The 17573-nt window shown below is 72.4% G+C and carries 16 protein-coding genes and 1 tRNA gene; 7 read left to right on the plus strand and 10 right to left on the minus strand.

Going from position 1 to position 17573, the window contains the following annotated elements; all coding sequences use genetic code 11:
• Positions 1–57 precede the first annotated feature (57 nt).
• Together ACWZEH_RS15395 and ACWZEH_RS15400 are read left to right on the plus strand one after the other, a co-directional pair.
• Positions 58–1218, plus strand: a complete 1161-nt coding sequence (locus tag ACWZEH_RS15395; RefSeq protein ID WP_456198960.1) for an FAD-dependent oxidoreductase — start codon at positions 58–60, stop codon at positions 1216–1218.
• A gap of 115 nt (positions 1219–1333) precedes the next feature.
• Positions 1334–2233: an aminoglycoside phosphotransferase family protein gene (locus tag ACWZEH_RS15400; protein WP_456198961.1), complete on the plus strand. Its 900-nt coding sequence runs from the start codon at positions 1334–1336 to the stop codon at positions 2231–2233.
• A 32-nt stretch (positions 2234–2265) separates the two neighbouring features.
• Here the strand turns inward: ACWZEH_RS15400 and ACWZEH_RS15405 are convergent.
• Positions 2266–2342, minus strand: a tRNA-Thr gene (locus ACWZEH_RS15405).
• An 89-nt stretch (positions 2343–2431) separates the two neighbouring features.
• On the minus strand, positions 2432–2854 hold the full coding sequence (locus ACWZEH_RS15410) for a DUF3224 domain-containing protein (RefSeq protein ID WP_456198963.1): 423 nt from the start codon (positions 2852–2854) through the stop codon (positions 2432–2434).
• Positions 2855–2978: 124 nt separating this feature from the next.
• Between ACWZEH_RS15410 and ACWZEH_RS15415 the strand changes: the two genes are divergently transcribed.
• The 4 genes from ACWZEH_RS15415 (at position 2979) to ACWZEH_RS15430 (ending at position 6882) form a co-directional block, all read left to right on the plus strand.
• The gene (locus ACWZEH_RS15415; protein ID WP_456198965.1) at positions 2979–3950 is read left to right on the plus strand and encodes a helix-turn-helix transcriptional regulator; all 972 of its coding nucleotides are present in this window, start codon (positions 2979–2981) and stop codon (positions 3948–3950) included.
• 211 nt (positions 3951–4161) lie between these two features.
• Complete coding sequence (locus ACWZEH_RS15420; protein ID WP_456198967.1) at positions 4162–5250, plus strand: ABC transporter ATP-binding protein; 1089 nt, start codon at positions 4162–4164, stop codon at positions 5248–5250.
• A 238-nt stretch (positions 5251–5488) separates the two neighbouring features.
• Positions 5489–5959, plus strand: a complete 471-nt coding sequence (locus ACWZEH_RS15425) for a hypothetical protein (protein ID WP_456198969.1) — start codon at positions 5489–5491, stop codon at positions 5957–5959.
• Between the two features lie 191 nt (positions 5960–6150).
• Entirely contained in the window at positions 6151–6882 is a 732-nt protein-coding gene (locus ACWZEH_RS15430) for a nucleotidyltransferase family protein (protein ID WP_456198970.1), read from the plus strand.
• Between the two features lie 105 nt (positions 6883–6987).
• Here the strand turns inward: ACWZEH_RS15430 and ACWZEH_RS15435 are convergent, their stop codons facing one another.
• From ACWZEH_RS15435 to ACWZEH_RS15460, 6 genes are all read right to left on the minus strand, one after another.
• Positions 6988–8724, minus strand: a complete 1737-nt coding sequence (locus tag ACWZEH_RS15435) for a DoxX family protein (RefSeq protein WP_456198972.1) — start codon at positions 8722–8724, stop codon at positions 6988–6990.
• 129 nt (positions 8725–8853) lie between these two features.
• On the minus strand, positions 8854–9795 hold the full coding sequence (gene rlmB, locus ACWZEH_RS15440; RefSeq protein ID WP_456198974.1) for a 23S rRNA (guanosine(2251)-2'-O)-methyltransferase RlmB: 942 nt from the start codon (positions 9793–9795) through the stop codon (positions 8854–8856).
• 184 nt (positions 9796–9979) lie between these two features.
• On the minus strand, positions 9980–11386 hold the full coding sequence (gene cysS, locus ACWZEH_RS15445) for a cysteine--tRNA ligase (protein ID WP_456198975.1): 1407 nt from the start codon (positions 11384–11386) through the stop codon (positions 9980–9982).
• Between the two features lie 250 nt (positions 11387–11636).
• Positions 11637–12155, minus strand: coding sequence for a 2-C-methyl-D-erythritol 2,4-cyclodiphosphate synthase (gene ispF, locus ACWZEH_RS15450; RefSeq protein WP_456198977.1), 519 nt, complete (start codon positions 12153–12155; stop codon positions 11637–11639).
• Positions 12145–12921, minus strand: a complete 777-nt coding sequence (gene ispD / locus ACWZEH_RS15455; protein ID WP_456198978.1) for a 2-C-methyl-D-erythritol 4-phosphate cytidylyltransferase — start codon at positions 12919–12921, stop codon at positions 12145–12147. The genes ispF and ispD overlap by 11 nt, the downstream gene beginning before the upstream one ends.
• Positions 12922–13284: 363 nt before the next feature.
• Positions 13285–13767 (minus strand): CarD family transcriptional regulator, encoded by a 483-nt coding sequence (locus ACWZEH_RS15460; protein ID WP_042168913.1) that lies wholly within the window; start codon positions 13765–13767, stop codon positions 13285–13287.
• 803 nt (positions 13768–14570) lie between these two features.
• On the opposite strand from ACWZEH_RS15460, the gene ACWZEH_RS15465 reads away from it, so the two are divergent.
• Positions 14571–15287, plus strand: a complete 717-nt coding sequence (locus tag ACWZEH_RS15465; RefSeq protein WP_456198980.1) for a copper chaperone PCu(A)C domain-containing protein — start codon at positions 14571–14573, stop codon at positions 15285–15287.
• Positions 15288–15435: 148 nt separating this feature from the next.
• Here ACWZEH_RS15465 and phoP read toward each other — a convergent pair whose 3' ends face one another.
• On the minus strand, positions 15436–16107 hold the full coding sequence (gene phoP / locus ACWZEH_RS15470; protein WP_465269202.1) for a two-component system response regulator PhoP: 672 nt from the start codon (positions 16105–16107) through the stop codon (positions 15436–15438).
• Between the two features lie 5 nt (positions 16108–16112).
• The gene (gene phoR, locus ACWZEH_RS15475; RefSeq protein ID WP_456198982.1) at positions 16113–17462 is read right to left on the minus strand and encodes a two-component system sensor histidine kinase PhoR; all 1350 of its coding nucleotides are present in this window, start codon (positions 17460–17462) and stop codon (positions 16113–16115) included.
• Positions 17463–17573 lie beyond the last annotated feature (111 nt).

A 17573-nucleotide genomic window follows, 5' to 3' on the forward strand; every position in this document is an offset into this window, starting at 1 on the left:
GAGACGGGACCGTCCCGAAACCGCCGGGCGCGACCCCGACCGAGGGAGAACCCGGCCATGCACCGCATCACCGTCGTCGGCGGCGGCTTCGCCGGACTGACCGCGGCCATCACCGCCGCCGAGGCAGGAGCCGAGGTCACCCTCCACGAAGCGCACCACACCCTCGGCGGCCGCGCCCGCACCGCCGAAGGCCCCTACCGGACCAACGAGGGCCCCCACGCCCTCTACGACGGCGGCCCGCACTGGTCCTGGCTCCGGCGACGCGACCTCATCGGCCCCCTCGCTCCCCTCCCGCCCCTGGAAGCCGCCCGCCTCCGGCTCCGCCACCACGGCACGCTGCACCGCGTCCCGCCCCTCTCCATGCTGAAGCTGCTGCGCCGCGCCCATGCCCATGCCCCCGTCGACACCGACTTCCGCACCTGGGCCACCGGTGTCGCCGGCGAGGAGGGCGCGCGCGCCGCCGCCCACTACTCCGCCGTCGCCCTCTTCCATCACGACCCCGGCTCCCTCTCCGCCGCCTTCGTCCAGGAACGCCTGCGCCGCGCCACCAGGCTGCCGCCGGAGGCCCACTACCCGCGCGGCGGCTGGGGCGGCCTCATCGACCGCATGGCCTCCCGTGCCCGGAACCTGGGCGTCCGCACGGAGACCCTGTCCCGCGTGGACACGCTCCCCACGGGCACCCCGGTCGTCGTCGCCACCTCCCTGGACGCCGCCCGCCGTCTCCTCGGCGACCCCGCCCTCGCCTGGCCGAGCGGCCGCACCGTCCTCGTCGACCTCGCCCTGCGCACCCGGCGCGGCGACGCGTTCGTCGTGTCCGACCTGGACGCACCCGGCTGGCTGGAACGGTTCACCGCCCAGGACCGCACCCTCGCCCCCGCCGGCGAACAGCTCCTCCAGGGCCAGATCCCCATCGCCCCGCACGAGACCAGGGCCGACGGGGTGACCCGCGCCGAGGAACTGCTGGACCTGGGCCACCCGGGCTGGCGGCAGCGCGTCACCTGGCGGCGGGAGGCGGTGGCGAACGGGCGGACCGGCGCCGTCGACCTGCCCGGCGCCAGCTGGCGCGACCGTCCCGCCGTCGACCGCGGCGACGGCGTCTACCTCGCCGGCGACCAGGTCGCCGCCCCCGGCGTCCTCTCCGAGGTCTCCTTCAACAGCGCCCTCACCGCCGTCTCCCTCGCCCTCGGCCGGCACGAGTCCGGCCTCGAGCGGGCCTGAGGCCGAACAGCGGGCCCCGCCCCGGCACCCACCACGCCCCGGAGGGCCGGCTCACCACCGGAAAAGGCCGTACGGGAATCCCGCGCGACCCCCGAGCGGCCTCCCACCGGCTACCGTGCGTGCCGTGACGATCGATGTCCCCGAGGAACTCGCCGCGGCGCAGGAGAAGTTCAACGGAAAGGCGGGCCGCGCCTTCATCGCCCGGCTGCCCGCTCTGGCCGCCACCCTCCTGGAGCGCTGGGACCTGCGCGTCACCGGCGCGCCGATGCACGGCGTGAGCGCCCTGGTCCTCCCCGTCGACCGCGCGGACGGCACACCGGCCGTGCTGAAGCTCCAGGTCCTGGACGAGGAGAGCGAGGGCGAACCGGTCGCCCTGCGGATCTGGGACGGCGACGGAGCGGTCCGCCTGCTGGACCACGACGCGTCCACCGGCACCATGCTCCTGGAACGTCTCGACCCCTCCCGGATGCTCTCCCGCCTCCCGGACACCCACGAGGCCGTCCTGGTGATCGCCCGCCTCCTCGCCCATCTCACCGCCACCCCCGCCCCGGCGGGCCTGCGCCGCCTCGGCGACATCGCCGGGGCCATGCTGGAGCAGACCCCCCGGGCCCTGGACCGCGTCCCGGACCCGGCGGCCCGCCGCATCGTCGCCCACTGCGCGGCGGCCCTGCGGGAGGTCGTGGACGATCCCGGCGACCGCCTCCTGCACTGGGACCTGCATGAGGAGAACGTCCTGGCCTGCGACCGCGCCGACTGGCTCGCCATCGACCCCAAGCCGCTGGCCGGGGATCCCGGCTTCGACCTCTGGCCGGCCCTGGACAACCGCTTCGACGCCGACGACGTCCGCTGGCGCTTCGACGCGATGACCGACGTCCTCGGCCTGGACCGCGAGCGGGCACGCGCGTGGACGTACGGGCGGCTGCTGCAGAACTGCCTCTGGGACATCGAGGACGGCCGCCCCCTGGACGAGCGCCAACTGGAGATCGCCCGCCGCCTGGGCGCCCGTGGGGCATGAGAGTCCCGGGCCGGGAAAGCCGGCCCGGGAGCTGGAGCCCCCTGTCGGATTCGAACCGACGACCTACGCATTACAAGTGCGTTGCTCTGGCCATCTGAGCTAAGGAGGCGCCGCGCCCGCGCGGAGCGCGCGGAGGCGGGTCCACTGTACACAGAGCGGGTTTCGCCCGGCCACGCGCTTTGAGCGCTGCCGCCGTGCTCACTCCAGCCCGTACGCGAAGGTGTACGGCACCTTCGTCTCCCCGTGCCGGTAGGTGAACTCGCCGGTGCCGCGCAGCCCGGCCAGCTCTCCGGTGCCCGAGCCCTCGACGACCTCGAAGGAACAGTGGACGCTCCCGTCGGGGGCGAAGCGCCCCCGCTCCTCGACGACGAAGGTGCCCTCACGGCCGTCGACACGGCCGCGGACGAGTTCCATCCCCGCGAAGGAACCGGTCGTGCCGGTCAGGTAGGAGATCGCGTAGTCGCAGGTCGTGGACTCGGCCTCGATGCCACCCGTGAAGGCGTTGGTGACGGTGGCGTGCGCGAGCCGGGGGAAGGTGTCCTCCGGGCCCACGGGGACCTCCTTCCAGTCGGCGAAGGTGAAGTGGCCGGTGGTCCGGGAGGTGGTCCGGGGGGTGGGCATGGATGTGCTCCTTCGGTCGTGCCGCCGGCGAGGACCGTCCCGCGCCGGCCCGGCACGACACATCCTGGGAGCCGTACCTGACACCCTCTGTCAGGTACGGCCGGGACGCGGGAGAATGCGCCCCGTGCGTGCCGACCGGCTTCTCTCCCTGCTCCTGCTGCTGCAGAACCGCGGCCGGATGACCGCCCCCGAACTCGCGGCGGAGCTGGAGGTGTCGGTGCGCACCGTCTACCGGGACGTCGAGGCGCTCGGCGCGTCCGGGGTGCCGGTGCGGGCGGAGCGCGGGCCCGAGGGCGGCTACCGCCTGATGGACGGGTACCGCACCCGGCTGACCGGGCTGACGGACGCGGAGGCCGGTTCGCTGTTCCTGGCCGGACTGCCGGGGCCGGCCAGGGAGTTGGGACTGGGCGCCGTCCTGGCGAGCGCCCAGCTGAAGGTGGAGGCCGCGCTGCCGGGCGAACTGGCCGGACAGGCACGGCAGGTGCGCGAGCGGTTCCATCTGGACGCGCCGGCGTGGTTCCGGGGCGCCGACCCCGTGCCGCTCCTGGAGTCCGTCGCGCGGGCGGTGTGGGAGCGGCGGGTGCTGCGCACCCACTACCGGCGCTGGCGCGGCGAGGTCCGCCGGGAGATGCGCCCGCTGGGTCTCGTGCTGAAGGGCGGCATCTGGTACCTGGTGGCGCTGGCGGAGGACGCCGTACGCACGTACCGGGTGTCGCGTTTCCAGGCGGTGGAGGAGACGGGCGACCTGTTCACCCGTCCCGCCGGGTTCGATCTCGCCGCGTACTGGGCGGAGTCCTCCCGGCGGCTGGAGGCGGCCCTGCAACAGGGCACGGCCCGGCTGCGGCTCTCACCCCGCGGACAGAAGCTGCTGCCGATGCGGTTCGGTGCGGCGGGCGTACGGGCGCTCGCGGACTCGGGACCGCCGGACGGTGAGGGGTGGGTCGAGGTACGGCTGTCCGTCGAGTCGGAGGCGATCGCGACCGGCGACCTGCTCCGGCTCGGCACCGAGGCGGAGGTGCTCGGCCCGGCGGAGCTGCGACGGGCGGTCGCGGCGGCCGTGGCGGTACTGGCCAAACGGTACGCGACCGACGGGTGATCCCGGACCCGACCGGACGGCATCCGAAAGTTTCCGCGAAGTTCACAGGGCCGCGGGTACTGACAGACAGGTGAACGCCAGGTACCGTCCTGTGCCAGTTCACCCTTGTGGACTGCACCACACGGAACCACAACGGAACATCCCGTCGTGGCACCACCTTCCTACTCGGATCGTCCGGCACGTTCCTGCCGGTAGAAGGGGGCCCATCACCATGGCCACTGTCACGTTCGACAAAGCGACCCGGATCTACCCCGGTTCGACCAAGCCCGCCGTGGACGCGCTGGAGATCGACATCGAGGACGGGGAGTTCCTCGTGCTCGTCGGCCCGTCCGGCTGCGGCAAGTCCACCTCGCTCCGCATGCTGGCGGGGCTCGAGGACGTGAACGACGGCGCCATCCGCATCGGTGAGCGCGACGTCACGCACCTGCCGCCGAAGGACCGGGACATCGCCATGGTGTTCCAGAACTACGCCCTGTACCCGCACATGACGGTCGCCGACAACATGGGCTTCGCGCTCAAGATCGCCGGCGTCAACAAGGCGGAGATCCGGCAGAAGGTCGAGGAGGCCGCGAAGATCCTCGACCTGACGGACTACCTGGACCGCAAGCCGAAGGCGCTCTCCGGCGGTCAGCGCCAGCGTGTCGCCATGGGCCGCGCGATCGTGCGTGAGCCGCAGGTGTTCCTCATGGACGAGCCGCTGTCCAACCTGGACGCCAAGCTCCGCGTGTCCACCCGTACGCAGATCGCCTCGCTGCAGCGCCGCCTGGGCATCACCACCGTCTACGTCACCCACGACCAGGTCGAGGCCCTGACCATGGGCGACCGCGTGGCGGTCCTCAAGGACGGTCTGCTCCAGCAGGTCGACACCCCGCGCAACATGTACGACAGGCCCGCCAACCTCTTCGTGGCCGGCTTCATCGGCTCCCCGGCGATGAACCTCATCGAGGTGCCGATCGCCGACGGCGGCGTGAAGTTCGGCAACTCGGTGGTCCCGGTGGACCGCGACGCGCTGGCCGCCGCCACCGACAAGACCGTGACCGTCGGCGTCCGTCCCGAGCACTTCGACGTGGCCGGTGCCGAGTCCGACCTGGGCCTCGCGGTCACCGTCAACGTGGTGGAGGAGCTGGGCTCCGACGCGTTCGTGTACGGCACCGCCAAGGTCGGCGACGAGACCAAGGACCTCGTCGTCCGCGTCGGCGGCCGCAACGTGCCGGAGAAGGGCAGCACGCTGCACGTCGTGCCGCGGGCCGGCGAGAGCCACGTGTTCGCGACGTCGTCCGGCGCGCGCCTGTCCGACTGAGCCGGGCGTCGTCGCCTTCGAACGCGACGGCCCGGGTAATTCACCCGAGTTGATGAAGAGGGCCCCGCAGCGCGCTGCGGGGCCCTCTTCGTTGCGTCCCCTTGGCGGCAAATACCCCGGTATACCCGCCATTTCGGCCACCGTGCGTCAACGCGCCACCCGGAAATCCTCCCCGTCATGTCACCCGAACCGGTGACTGAATGTCTCCATGCCATTACCGGACGCTACTCTCACACGCGTGAAGCACTCCACTACCCCTCAGACGCGACGCGGCCGGGGCCCCGCCCGCCGGGTCGGCCGTACCCTCGCCTTCGTCCTGCCCGTCGTCCTGGTGTTCTCCGGGACTCTCGCGGTCGCCCGGGTCAACTGGTCGGGGAGCCCTTCGAGTCCGGTCCTCGCCGCCGCCGACACCGCCGTGTCCGACGCCTCCTCGTCCGACGCGTCCGCGCGCGCCGCCGAGCGGGCCCCGCACGAGGTCCTGCGGGACACGCTCCTGGTCGAGTTGCAGGAGGAGAACCCGGGCGTCGCCCTCACCCACCTCCAGCAGGCGGTGAACGACCGTCCGTCGCTGGCGCGGCACTGCACGTCGATCGCGCGTTCCCTCGGCAGGGCGGCGGTCCGGATGTACGGCCCCACCCGGGCCCAGTCCTACTCCCGTCCGGTCTGCGACACCTCCTTCGCCTCCGGGGTGCTCACCGCCCACGGCTGAGCCCTCGGCTCGGCCCACGCCCGCGACTCAGCCGGGCTCCCGGTTTCCGGCTCCCGGCCCTCCACCCGGCTCCCGGCCGGGCCCCCGGCCGGGCCCTCCGCCGCCTCCTGAGCCGGACCCGGTCGGCTCCGGGGCCCGTCCCGCCCCGGGGCCCTCGGTCCTGCCTTCCGGGCGCCACGTAGGGTGCGCTCATGACCCATCCGAGTGCCGCGTCGCGCCCCGTTCAAGCCGTCGTCCTGGCCGGCGGCCAAGGCTCCCGGCTTCGTCCGTACACCGATGACCGGCCCAAGCCGATGGTCGAGATTCCCGGTACGGGGACCCCGATCATCGGCCATCAGCTCTCCTGGCTCGCCGAGGAGGGGGTGACGGATGTCGTCGTCTCCTGCGGTCATCTCGCCGAGGTGCTGCAGGAGTGGCTGGAGTCCGCCGATCTGCCGCTCTCCGTCACCACCGTCGTCGAGACGGAGCCGCTCGGCCGGGGCGGCGGTCTGAGGTATGCCGCAGCCCGGCTGCCGCACCCGGACCAGCCCTGGTACGCGACGAACGGCGACGTCTGGACCCGTTTCTCGCTGCGCGACATGGCGGACTTCCACACCGAGCGGGACGCCGTCGCCACCCTCGCCCTGGCCCGCCCGCGCATTCCGTGGGGGGCGGTACAGACCGACGGGTTCGGTCACATCACCGACTTCATCGAGTCGCCGCCGTCGACGTTCGAGATCAACGCGGGTGTGTACGTCTTCTCCCCCGGGTTCGCCGCTCTGCTGCCGGAGCGCGGCGACCACGAGCGCACCACGTTCCCACGGCTGGCCCGTGAGCGTCGGCTGGCCGGGTTCCCGATCCCGCAGGGCTCCTACTGGCGGGCGATCGACACCGCGAAGGACCTGAGGGAGGCGGCGAAGGAGCTGGCCTCCCAGAGCCGCTGAGTCCCAGCCCTCCGGCACGACGACGGGGTCCCGCACGGCACTGCGTGCGGGACCCCGTCGTCGTGGTGACCGCGTCCGTCCTGATGTGCGCGGCGGGCTGACGGCCTATCCCAGGAGCCCGCCCACGAGCCGGCCGGGCTCCTCGGGCGCCGGGCCCTCGTCCCCGCCCCCTGCGCCGTCGCCCGGGGCGCCTCCGCCGCTTCCCGTGGTGCCTCCGCTCGAGGTGGGGCCGGAGCTGGTGCTCGGGGCCTGTTCCACCGGGGACGACTGCTGGGGCGGGGCCTCACCGGTGGTGCCCTGGGTCTGGCTGGGCGCGCCGGTGACACCACCGCCGGTGTCGCTGGTCGCGCCGGGGGTGGTGGTGCCGGCGGACGGATCGGTGCCGTCGGCTCCGGACGTGGCGCCCCGGGTGGGTGAGGTGGAGGCGGACGGAGTCTCCTTCCGGCGCTCGCCGGGCTCCTTCGGAAGCGGGGAGCCGGGGAGTTCGTTGCGCGGGGCCTCTCCGGGGCCGGGGACGACCACGCGGTCGGCGTCCCGCACGGCACCGCCGAGCAGCGAGCCGACGAGCAGGGTGAGTCCGCAGACGACGACGGTGACGAGGCCACCGCGGCGCAGCACGTAGCGGCGCAGGTCCCAGATGGCGGAGCCGGGTCCGAGGCGGCGCCAGGCGCGGGCGGCGAGGCGGCCGTCGACGGAGTAGACGGGAGCGCCGGCGATGATCAGCGGGGACCAGGCGGCGAGGTAGATGATGTCGGGCGTGTCGTAGGCGGGGACGCTCTTCCAGCTGACGGTGACCAGCAGCGCGGCGGAGAGCAGGGCCCCGATGACGGCGCCGACGCGCTGCCAGCAGCCGAGGATGGTGAGGACGCCGACGATCACCTGGAGGAAGGCGATGACGAGTCCGGCGCCGATGGGGTGTTCGAGGGCGAACTGCTGGAGCGGCTGGGCGACGTCCCAGGGGCGCAGGGTGGTGAGCCACTTCACCATGGAGCCGCGCTCGCCGCCGTCGAAGTAGAGCGGGTCGCAGAGTTTGCCCATGCCGGCGTAGATGGAGATGAAGCCGAGGAAGAGCCGCAGCGGGAGCAGGACGACCCCGAGGTTCATCCGGCGGCCGGGGTAGTAGGCGTGCCGGGCCGGGTCGTCGCCGTGGCGCCTGGCGCGGCGGCCGCCGGTGTCCCCCGGGTCGGTGGCGGTCCGGTGGCCGCCGGCGTCCCCGTACTCGTCGCCTTCGTAGCCCTGTTCGCCGTACCCCTGGTGGCCGTACCCCTGGTCCTCGTAGCCCTGGCCGCCGTACGCCGGTTCGTCGTAGGCGCTGCCGACGGTGCGCAGGGGGGGCAGCAGGGGCTGCCGGCCGCCGTGGGTGCGCTGGGGGCCGATGACGGGGGTCTCGAGGGTCCGGGCCGCCGGGTCCTCGGCGTAGCCGTAACCGTCGCCGACGTGGGGGATGACCTGGGTGGCGCCGGCGTCGGCAAGCGGTTCGTCGGTGTGGTGGACGCCTTCGTGCCGCACGGCCTGGAGGAGCCGGTGCGCGCCGGTGTCGTCGGGGGCCGAGCGGCCGCTCCAGACGACGGGGCGCCGCCGGGCCGCGGTCCGGCCCGGGGTGCCCACGGTGGTGACGACGGGGATGCGGGCCGTGTCCTCGGCCGCGATCAGGTGCCGTGCGATCCGCGGGGACTGGACGCGTCGGTTCGAGACGCCCAGCTGCACGCGGAAGCTGGCGTGATTGACGATGACCTGCGCCGGATCGCTCGGCACCTTCACCATGCTCAGCGCGGGAGCGTCGTCGAGTCCCGACGAGCGGTCCCCCGTGGGCGTGCGGGGTGTTCTGGTGTCCACACTCATCTAACCGAGTGACGTGACGTTAGGACACTGTTTTGACGCGCCGGATGTGTCCGGACCGCGTCAAGCATGTCCCCCACCTGTCCGGACTACGCGGAATACCCCGTACGAGTGAAGATGCCGAACGCTCGTTCAGGCGCGGCGGCGTGCCGCCTCGTACAGCACGACCCCCGCCGCCACACCGGCGTTCAGGGACTCGGTGCCGCCCGGCATCGGGATCCGCACCCGGAAGTCGCAGGTCTCGCCGACGAGTCGGGAGAGTCCCTTGCCCTCACTGCCGACGACGATCACCACGGGGCCCGCCAGCGCCGCCAGTTCGCCGATCTCGGCCTCTCCGTCGGCGGCCAGCCCGACGATCGCGATCCCCGCCTTCTTGTACGCCTCCAGGGTCCGCGTCAGGTTGGTGGCACGCGCGACGGGCGTACGGGCGGCGGCACCGGCGGACGTCTTCCAGGCACCGGCGGTCATCCCGGCGGCGCGCCGCTCGGGGACGACGACGCCGTGGCCGCCGAAGGCGGAGACGGAGCGGACGACGGCGCCGAGGTTGCGCGGGTCGGTGACGCCGTCGAGGGCGACGATCAGCGGGTCCTGGCCCTCGTCGTGGGCGCCCGCGACGAGGTCCTCGGGGTGCGCGTACTCGTAGGGCGGGACCTGGAGGACCAGGCCCTGGTGGTTCAGGCCGTTGGTCATCCGGTCGAGTTCGGGGCGGGGGGCCTCCATGAGGTTGATGCCGCCGCGCTCGGCCACGAGCTGGAGCGCCTCGCGCACCCGCTCGTCGTTGTCGATGAACTGCTGGACGTACAGCGTGGAGGCGGGCACGCCCTCGCGCAGCGCCTCGACGACGGGGTTGCGCCCGACGACGAGTTCGGAGGTCGAACGGCCGCCGCCGCGCCGCTGCGGGGCGCGTCCGACGGCCCGGCGGGTCTTCGCCTGGGCGATGCGCTGCTTGGCGTGTCCCTTGCGCATCTCGGCGGGGGGCGTGGGTCCCTTGCCCTCCAGGCCCCGGCGCCGCTGGCCGCCACTGCCGACCTGCGCGCCCTTCTTGCCGGACATGCGGCGGTTGTTCGCGGCCATGATGTACCCGTCTCCATGAAGTCGTGCGTGCGTACGGATCTGCGTACCCACGTCGGTGTCGCGTGTGTCGCGCCGGTGTGCCGGCGTGTCGGTGTTACGTCTATGCAGTGTGCCGCCCGGAGGCCCGGACGGCACACTCGATCTTGCGGTTGTGCCGCGGTCGTGCTTCGGCCGTGTGCCCGCGTCAGCGCGGGCCGAGGCTCCAGCGTGGTCCCTGCGGACCGTCCTCGACGACCAGTCCGGACTGGCCGAGCTGGTCGCGGATGGCGTCCGCGGTGGACCAGTCCTTGCGGGCACGGGCGGCCTCGCGCTGGTCGAGGACCATGCGGACGAGGGTGTCGACGACGCCGTGCAGATCGTCGCCGCGGTCGGCGCCGCCGGCCCAGTGCGCGTCGAGGGGGTCCAGGCCGAGGACGGCGAGCATGGCACGCACCTCGGCGAGGCGGGCGACGGCCGCTTCCTTGTCGTCGGCGGCCAGCGCGCTGTTGCCCTGCCGGACGGTGGTGTGGAGCACCGCCAGGGCCTGCGGCACGCCGAGGTCGTCGTCCATGGCCTCGGCGAAGGCGAGCGGCACCTCGGCGGCCGGCTCGACGGCGCCCGCGGTGCCGGTCAGCTCGCCGACCCGCTGGATGAAGCCCTCGATCCGCGCGAACGCGGACTCCGCCTCGCGCAGGGCCTCCTCGCTGTACTCGATCATCGAGCGGTAGTGCGGGGTGCCGAGGTAGTAGCGGAGCACGATGGGCCGCCAGCGCTTGACCATCTCACCGACGAGCACCGAGTTGCCGAGCGACTTCGACATCTTCTCGCCGCTCATGGTGACCCAGGCGTTGTGCACCCAGTACCGGGCGAACTCGTCGCCGTAGGCCTTGGCCTGGGCGATCTCGTTCTCGTGGTGCGGGAAGACCAGGTCGAGGCCGCCGCCATGGATGTCGAAGACGGTGCCGAGGTACTTGTGCGCCATCGCCGAGCACTCGAGGTGCCAGCCGGGACGCCCGCGGCCCCACGGCGACTCCCAGCTCGGCTCGCCGGGCTTGGCCGCCTTCCACATGGCGAAGTCGCGCGGGTCGCGCTTGCCGGTCTCCCCCTCGCCCGACGGCTGGAGAAGGTTGTCGAGTTCCTGGTTGGACAGCCCCAGGTACTCGGGGAACGAGGTGACGGCGAAGTAGACGTTGCCGTCGGCGTCGTAGGCGTGGCCACGCTCGATGAGGCCGCGCATCATCTCGACCATCTCGGTGATGTGGCCGGTGGCGCGCGGCTCGTAGGTCGGGGGGAGGCAGCCGAGGGCCTGGTAGCCGTCGGTGAAGGCGCGCTCGTTCTCGTAGCCGATGGACCACCAGGGGCGGTCCTGCTCGGCGGACTTCGCGATGATCTTGTCGTCGATGTCCGTGACGTTGCGGATGAACGTCGTCCGCAGGCCGCGGTACTCGAACCAGCGGCGCATGATGTCGAAGTTCAGCCCCGAGCGGATGTGCCCGATGTGCGGTGCCGCCTGCACGGTGGCACCGCACAGGTAGATCGAGACGCAACCCGGCCGGAGCGGGGTGAAGTCACGAATCTGCCGGGCGCTGGTGTCGTACAGGCGAATAGTCACCCCTCCAGGGTAGTCGGCCCGGGGCGGTGCCTCATGCCCCTTTCCCACGGTGCCCACCCGGCGTTTCGGTCGGTCCGGGTCCACACGGGTGGCCGTCCCGGTCGACGCGGACGGCGACCACGACCCGCGCGGACAGCGGCCCCGGTCCGCACGGACGGCGACCCGGTCCACACGGATGACCGCCCCGGTCCGCGCGGACGGCGGTTCCGCGGTCCGAGCGGTCGGCGCCCCTGTCCCGCGCGGAGGACGGTCAGTCCCGGTCGGTCCGGACGACGAGGGCGGTGGCGACGGCCATCAGTCCTTCGCCGCGGCCGGGGAAGCCGAGTCCGTCGGTGGTGGCGCCGGAGACGGACACGGGGGCCCCGGCGGCCTCGGAGAGGATCTTCTGGGCCTCGTCCCGGCGCTTGCCGATCTTGGGACGGTCGCCGACGACCTGCACCGCCACGTTGCCGATCCCGAACCCGGCCGCCCGGACGATCCGCGCGGCCTCGGTCAGCAGGGTCACGCCGGAGGCGCCGGACCACTCGGGCCGGCCGGTGCCGAAGTGCTGTCCCAGGTCGCCGAGGCCGGCGGCGGAGAACAGGGCGTTGCAGGCGGCGTGCGCCACGACGTCGGCGTCGGAGTGCCCGGCGAGTCCGGGCCCCTGGCCCTCCCACTTCAGACCGGCGCACCACAGCTCCCGGCCGTCCTCGAAGGCGTGGATGTCGGTCCCGATGCCGACCTGCGGAAGGACGGCCTGCGGGAGGACGGCCTGCGGCTCAGAAGCCATCGTTGAGCCTCCTGCGGGCGAGGACCGCCTCGGCGAGGACGAGGTCGAGGGGGCGGGTGACCTTGAACGCCTCCTCGTGGCCGGGCACGGTGACGACGGTCAGGCCCAGCTGTTCGACCATGCTCGCGTCGTCGGTGACGTTGTCGGTCACCGACTCGTGCGCGCGCACCAGCGCGGCCCGGTCGAAGCCCTGCGGGGTCTGCACGGCACGCAGCAGGGACCGGTCGGGGGTGGCGACCACGGGCTCCGGTTCGCCGGGGACGGCGGCGGGTTCGACCTGCTTGACGGTGTCGGCGAGCGGCAGCGCCGGGACCACGGCGGGGGCGCCGTCGCGGACGGCCTCGACGACGGCGTCCACGGTGTCGACGGGGACCAGCGGGCGGGCCGCGTCGTGCACCAGGACGATGTCGAAGCCGGGCGGCAGCGCGTCGAGGCCGAGTCTCACCGATTCCTGACGGGTCCGGCCGCCGGGGACGACGACGAAATCGGTGCGGTCGGGCAGCGAGTGCGCGTCGAGCAGCGTCCTGACCTCCGCGGCGCCCTCGGGCGGGGCCACGACGACGACCAGGGAGACGGCGCGGGAATCGGCCATCGCGCGGATCGCGTGGATGAGCATGGGCGTGCCGCCCAGGGTGCGGAGCGCCTTGGGGGCGCCCGGACCGAGGCGCACACCCCGGCCGGCGGCCGGGATCACGGCCGCCGTGCGGGCGGTCGGACGGCCGGGCACGGGCTGTGCCGGCGGCTGCGGGAGGGGAGCGTCAGACATCGGTTCCTGTCAGGTTTGTGTGCTCGGGCCGGGTGGGTATGGCCTGGGCGTAGCCCCTGCTGGTGGAGTGGGGGTAGCGCCGGGCGTACCGCCTTGACCAGCCCCTTCCGTGACTCTGGTCGGGCCGGCCGCCCGGACCCGGCACAGTGCGGGGAAACGCGGCGAGTGCGAAGCGTACGGGCTGCGCGGCATACGGACGGTGTCCGGATACGGACATGCCGCAGCGCCCGGCGACTTCACAAACGTCATCGGGCACCGCGGCATTTCGGTGTGCTGGTCCTCGGAGTGCACCTGGGATCCGGTGTGCCTCCGAGCACCGGGCGACGAAGCTCCGTCCGTGCCCCGCCTGCTGCCTTCGTCGCCTCAGGAGGCGAGAACCTCGTCGAGGAGAGCTTCGGCCTTGTCCTCGTTGGTCTTCTCAGCGAGAGCGAGCTCACTGACCAGAATCTGGCGCGCCTTGGCGAGCATCCGCTTCTCACCGGCGGAGAGTCCGCGCTCACGCTCACGACGCCACAGGTCACGCACGACTTCCGCGACCTTGATGACATCGCCCGAGGCGAGCTTCTCCAGGTTTGCCTTGTACCGGCGGGACCAGTTCGTGGGCTCCTCGGCATACGGTGCGCGCAGTACCTCGAAGACCCGGTCCAGCCCGTCCTGACCGACCACATCACGCACGCCGACGAACTCCGCATTGTCCGCTGGCACACGTACCGTCAGGTCGCCCTGGGCGACCTTCAGCACCAAGTAGGTCTTGTCCACGCCTTTGATCTGGCGAGTTTCGATAGCCTCGATCAGCGCGGCCCCGTGATGGGGATAGACCACGGTGTCGCCAACCTTGAACGTCATGTGACAGGTACCCCTTCCGTGGCTATCAAGGGTAACACGGATACGGCGTGTTCTGAATGGCGTTTTCGCAGGTCAGGGCCATTCTCGGGGCTTGACAACAGCATCAGGAACGTGCTTCGACCGCCGAACGGAAGTGGGTATTCGCAGGTCGGAGGGGCTCTCCGGGGCGAGCGAAACGCGTACGTTACACGTATCCGGAGCCCCCCACAGACACCCATACGTCCCCGTATGTCTGACTCCAAGTGCTCGAGTTCCGCTACTCCGTTCGGTGCGGGCGGCCGGGTTCCGGTCGAATCAAAAATTGATCACGCGCCCCCCGGACGCGCCGTCGGTGATCAATTTCCCGACCGTCTGCCGCATTTTCCGGTCCGGTCCCGCATTCCTTCACGGAATATGCTCCGCACCGAGGGGCGGACACCCCCGGCCGTACTTATGCGAATGCCGGAGGAGCATCCGGCCGAAGCGACCCGCGAGTCACTTACGCGAGTCAGTGACAGGCGTCACGCGCGAACACCACGGCGGACATCACGCGCGGACTCGCACCCGTTCTCGTCCCGACCGGGCGTCCCGCCCGGGGACCGCACGCGGCCGAGGGCGTCCGCGGCGCCCGTGCGCGCCATCCGGGGTGATCCGGGATGATCCGGGGTGAACAGTGGGCGCCGCAGGGAGGGTCGGGTGCGGGCGTACGGGAGCGGCTCGATAACCTGAGGCCGCTGGCAGACACGCACTGGCAGCGACTGACAGACACTCAGGGCGGCTGACCGGTCGCCCCCGCTCGCTCGAGTCAAGGAGTTGCCGCCGCCGTGAGCAGCAGCCTTCGACGCGGCGCCATCGCCGCCGCCGCCCTCGCTTTCTCGATCGCCCCGCTCTCCGCGTGCGCGGCCGGCAACAACGCCCAGTCCCTGCAGATCCAGCCGGACAACGCCGCGACGACCGTCGGCGTCATCAAGGTCCAGAACGCCATCGTCGTCACCCAGCCGGACCGCGAGTCCACGGGCCCGGCCGTCGTCTCCGCGACCCTGTTCAACGAGGGCCGCACGGACCAGACGCTGGAGTCGGTCACCCTTCCCGGAACCGGCAAGACCGCCGAGCTCTCCCCCGCCGAGGGCGGCAGCCTGACCGTCCCGGCCGGCGGCCGGCTCATCCTCGGCGGCGCGGGCAACGCGTCGGCCGTGCTGTCCAGCAGCCGTGAAGCCGTCCAGGACGGCAACGCGCAGCCGGTCACGTTCACCTTCAGCGAGACCGGTGACGTGAGCCTGCGCGCGCTCGTCTACCCGGCCGAGGGCTTCTTCAGCGACTGGGGCCCGAGCGATGTCCCGACCGCGCCCGAGGCCCCGGCCGAGTCGCCGGCGGAAGAGGGCGAGGAGACCGCCGACGAGGCCACCGGCGACCCCGCGGGCTCGCCGGACGACCCCGCGACCGACGAAGCCGGGGAGACCGAGGGCTCCACCGACGCGGCGGACGGCCCCGAGGGCACCCCGACCGACGCCGCCTCGGCCAGCCAGCCGGCCGGCAACTGAGCGGCAGCGGCAGCGCGCGTACACGCACGCACCGAATACGAACACGCCGGTGGGCGGGACCCTGCGAGGGTCCCGCCCACCGGCGTATTCGGTGACCGGGTGCCGGGTGCCGGGCGACGGACGAAGGCGGCCCGGCCCCGGGGGCCGGCTACGGCTCGAACTTGTAGCCGAGCCCGCGGACCGTCACCAGGTAACGCGGCGCGCCCGGGTCCGGCTCGATCTTGGCGCGCAGCCGCTTGACGTGGACGTCGAGGGTCTTGGTGTCGCCCACGTAGTCGGCGCCCCAGACCCGGTCGATGAGCTGCATCCGGGTCAGCACGCGCCCGGCGTTGCGCAGCAGCATCTCCAGCAGGTCGAACTCCTTCAGGGGCAGGTCGACCTTGGTGCCGCTCACGGTGACCACGTGCCGGTCGACGTCCATGCGGACGGGGCCGGCCTCCAGGGCCGCGGGGGCGACCTCCTCGGGCTCCCCCCTGCGGCGCAGCACGGCGCGGATACGGGCGACCAGCTCGCGCGAGGAGAACGGCTTGGTGACGTAGTCGTCGGCCCCTATCTCCAGGCCCACCACCTTGTCGATCTCACTGTCCTTGGCGGTCACCATGATGACGGGGACGTTGGAACGGCCGCGCAGCTGACGGCACACCTCGGTGCCCGGCAGGCCGGGCAGCATCAGGTCGAGGAGAACGAGGTCGGCGCCGTTGCGCTCGAACTCGTCGAGGCCGTCGGGGCCGGTGGCCGCCACGGCGACCTCGAAGCCCTCCTTGCGGAGCATGTACGACAGGGCGTCGGAGAAGGACTCCTCGTCCTCGACGACGAGCACTCGGGTCACGGAAGGACCTCCGGGGAGGGAAGCGTTTCGTACGCGGATGAATCGGTGGAGTGGGGGGAGGTGGACCGTCCGGTCTCGGCGTTGAGGCCTTCGGGTTCGTCCTGGTGGGACGACTGGGGTGCGCGGCCGCGGGCGGGGGCCGTGGCCGCCTCGGGAAGCCGCAGGGTGAAGGTGGAGCCCTGGCCCTCGGCGCTCCACACGGTGACTTCCCCGCCGTGCGAGGCAGCCACGTGTTTCACGATCGCGAGGCCGAGACCCGTACCGCCCGTGGCACGGGAACGGGCCGGGTCGACACGGTAGAAGCGCTCGAAGACGCGCTCCTTCTCCTTCTCCGAGATGCCGATGCCCTGGTCGGTCACGGCGATCTCGATCATGTCCCCGCCCGGCTGGCCGACCCTGCGGGCCGCGATGCCGACCCGTGTACGGGCGGGTGAGTAGTTGACGGCGTTCTCGACGAGGTTGCCGAGGGCGGCGGCGAGCTGGCCCCGGTTGCCCCAGATGCGCAGGTCACCGGTGGCGGTCGATTCCGCCCTGCGCCCGGACTCGCCCTGATCGGCGGCTTCGGGCATCCACACGTTCGAGGCCATGGTGATCTGTTTGGTGCCCGCCGCGTGCCGGCAGCGGTCGACGGCCTCCGCGACGAGGTCCTCCACGCGGACGGGTTCGGCGTCCTCGAGCGGGTCGTCGTTCTGGACCCGGGAGAGGTCGATGAGTTCCTGCACCAGGTTGGTGAGGCGGGTGGCCTCGCCCTGCATGCGGCCGGCGAAGCGCTCGACGGCCTGGGGGTCGTCGGAGGCGTCCATGACGGCTTCGGAGAGCAGGGAGAGCGCGCCGACCGGAGTCTTCAGCTCATGGCTGACGTTGGCGACGAAGTCGCGCCGTACCGCTTCTATGCGGCGGGCCTCGGTGAGGTCCTCCACCAGCAGCAGGACGAGCCGGGAGCCGAGGGGGGCCACCCGCGCGGAGACGGCGAGGGCCTCGCCGCGTCCGGTGCCGCGGCGGGGCAGGTCCAGCTCGACCTGCCGTATCTCGCCGTCGCGCCGGGTGTCGCGGGCCATCTGCAGCATGGGATCCACGGCGAGCTTGCCGCCGCGGACCAGCCCGAGGGCGTACGCGGCGGAGCTGGCCTTGACCACGCCGTCCGCCTCGTCCAGGACGACGGCGGAGGAGCGCAGTACGGACAGCACAGTGTCCACGCCCGGCGGCAGCACCGGTTCCGTGTGCAGCGAGGAACGACTGGGGCGCCTCTGTTCGCGCTCGCTGAAGCGGAACGCCAGCACGGCGATGACACCGGTGAGCACTCCGGCGATCGCTGCCACTGCGGCGACCGCCGCGTTCACGTCCATGTGTCCAGGTTAGGCATGCGCCGACGGGTGACCACAGCCACAGGACGACAAGCTCGAACACTCGTCGCCCAGAGTTCACCTCGGAGCCAGGGATGATTCATGTGAGGGGCC

It is taken from the genome of Streptomyces yamdrokensis (genome assembly GCF_053890455.1).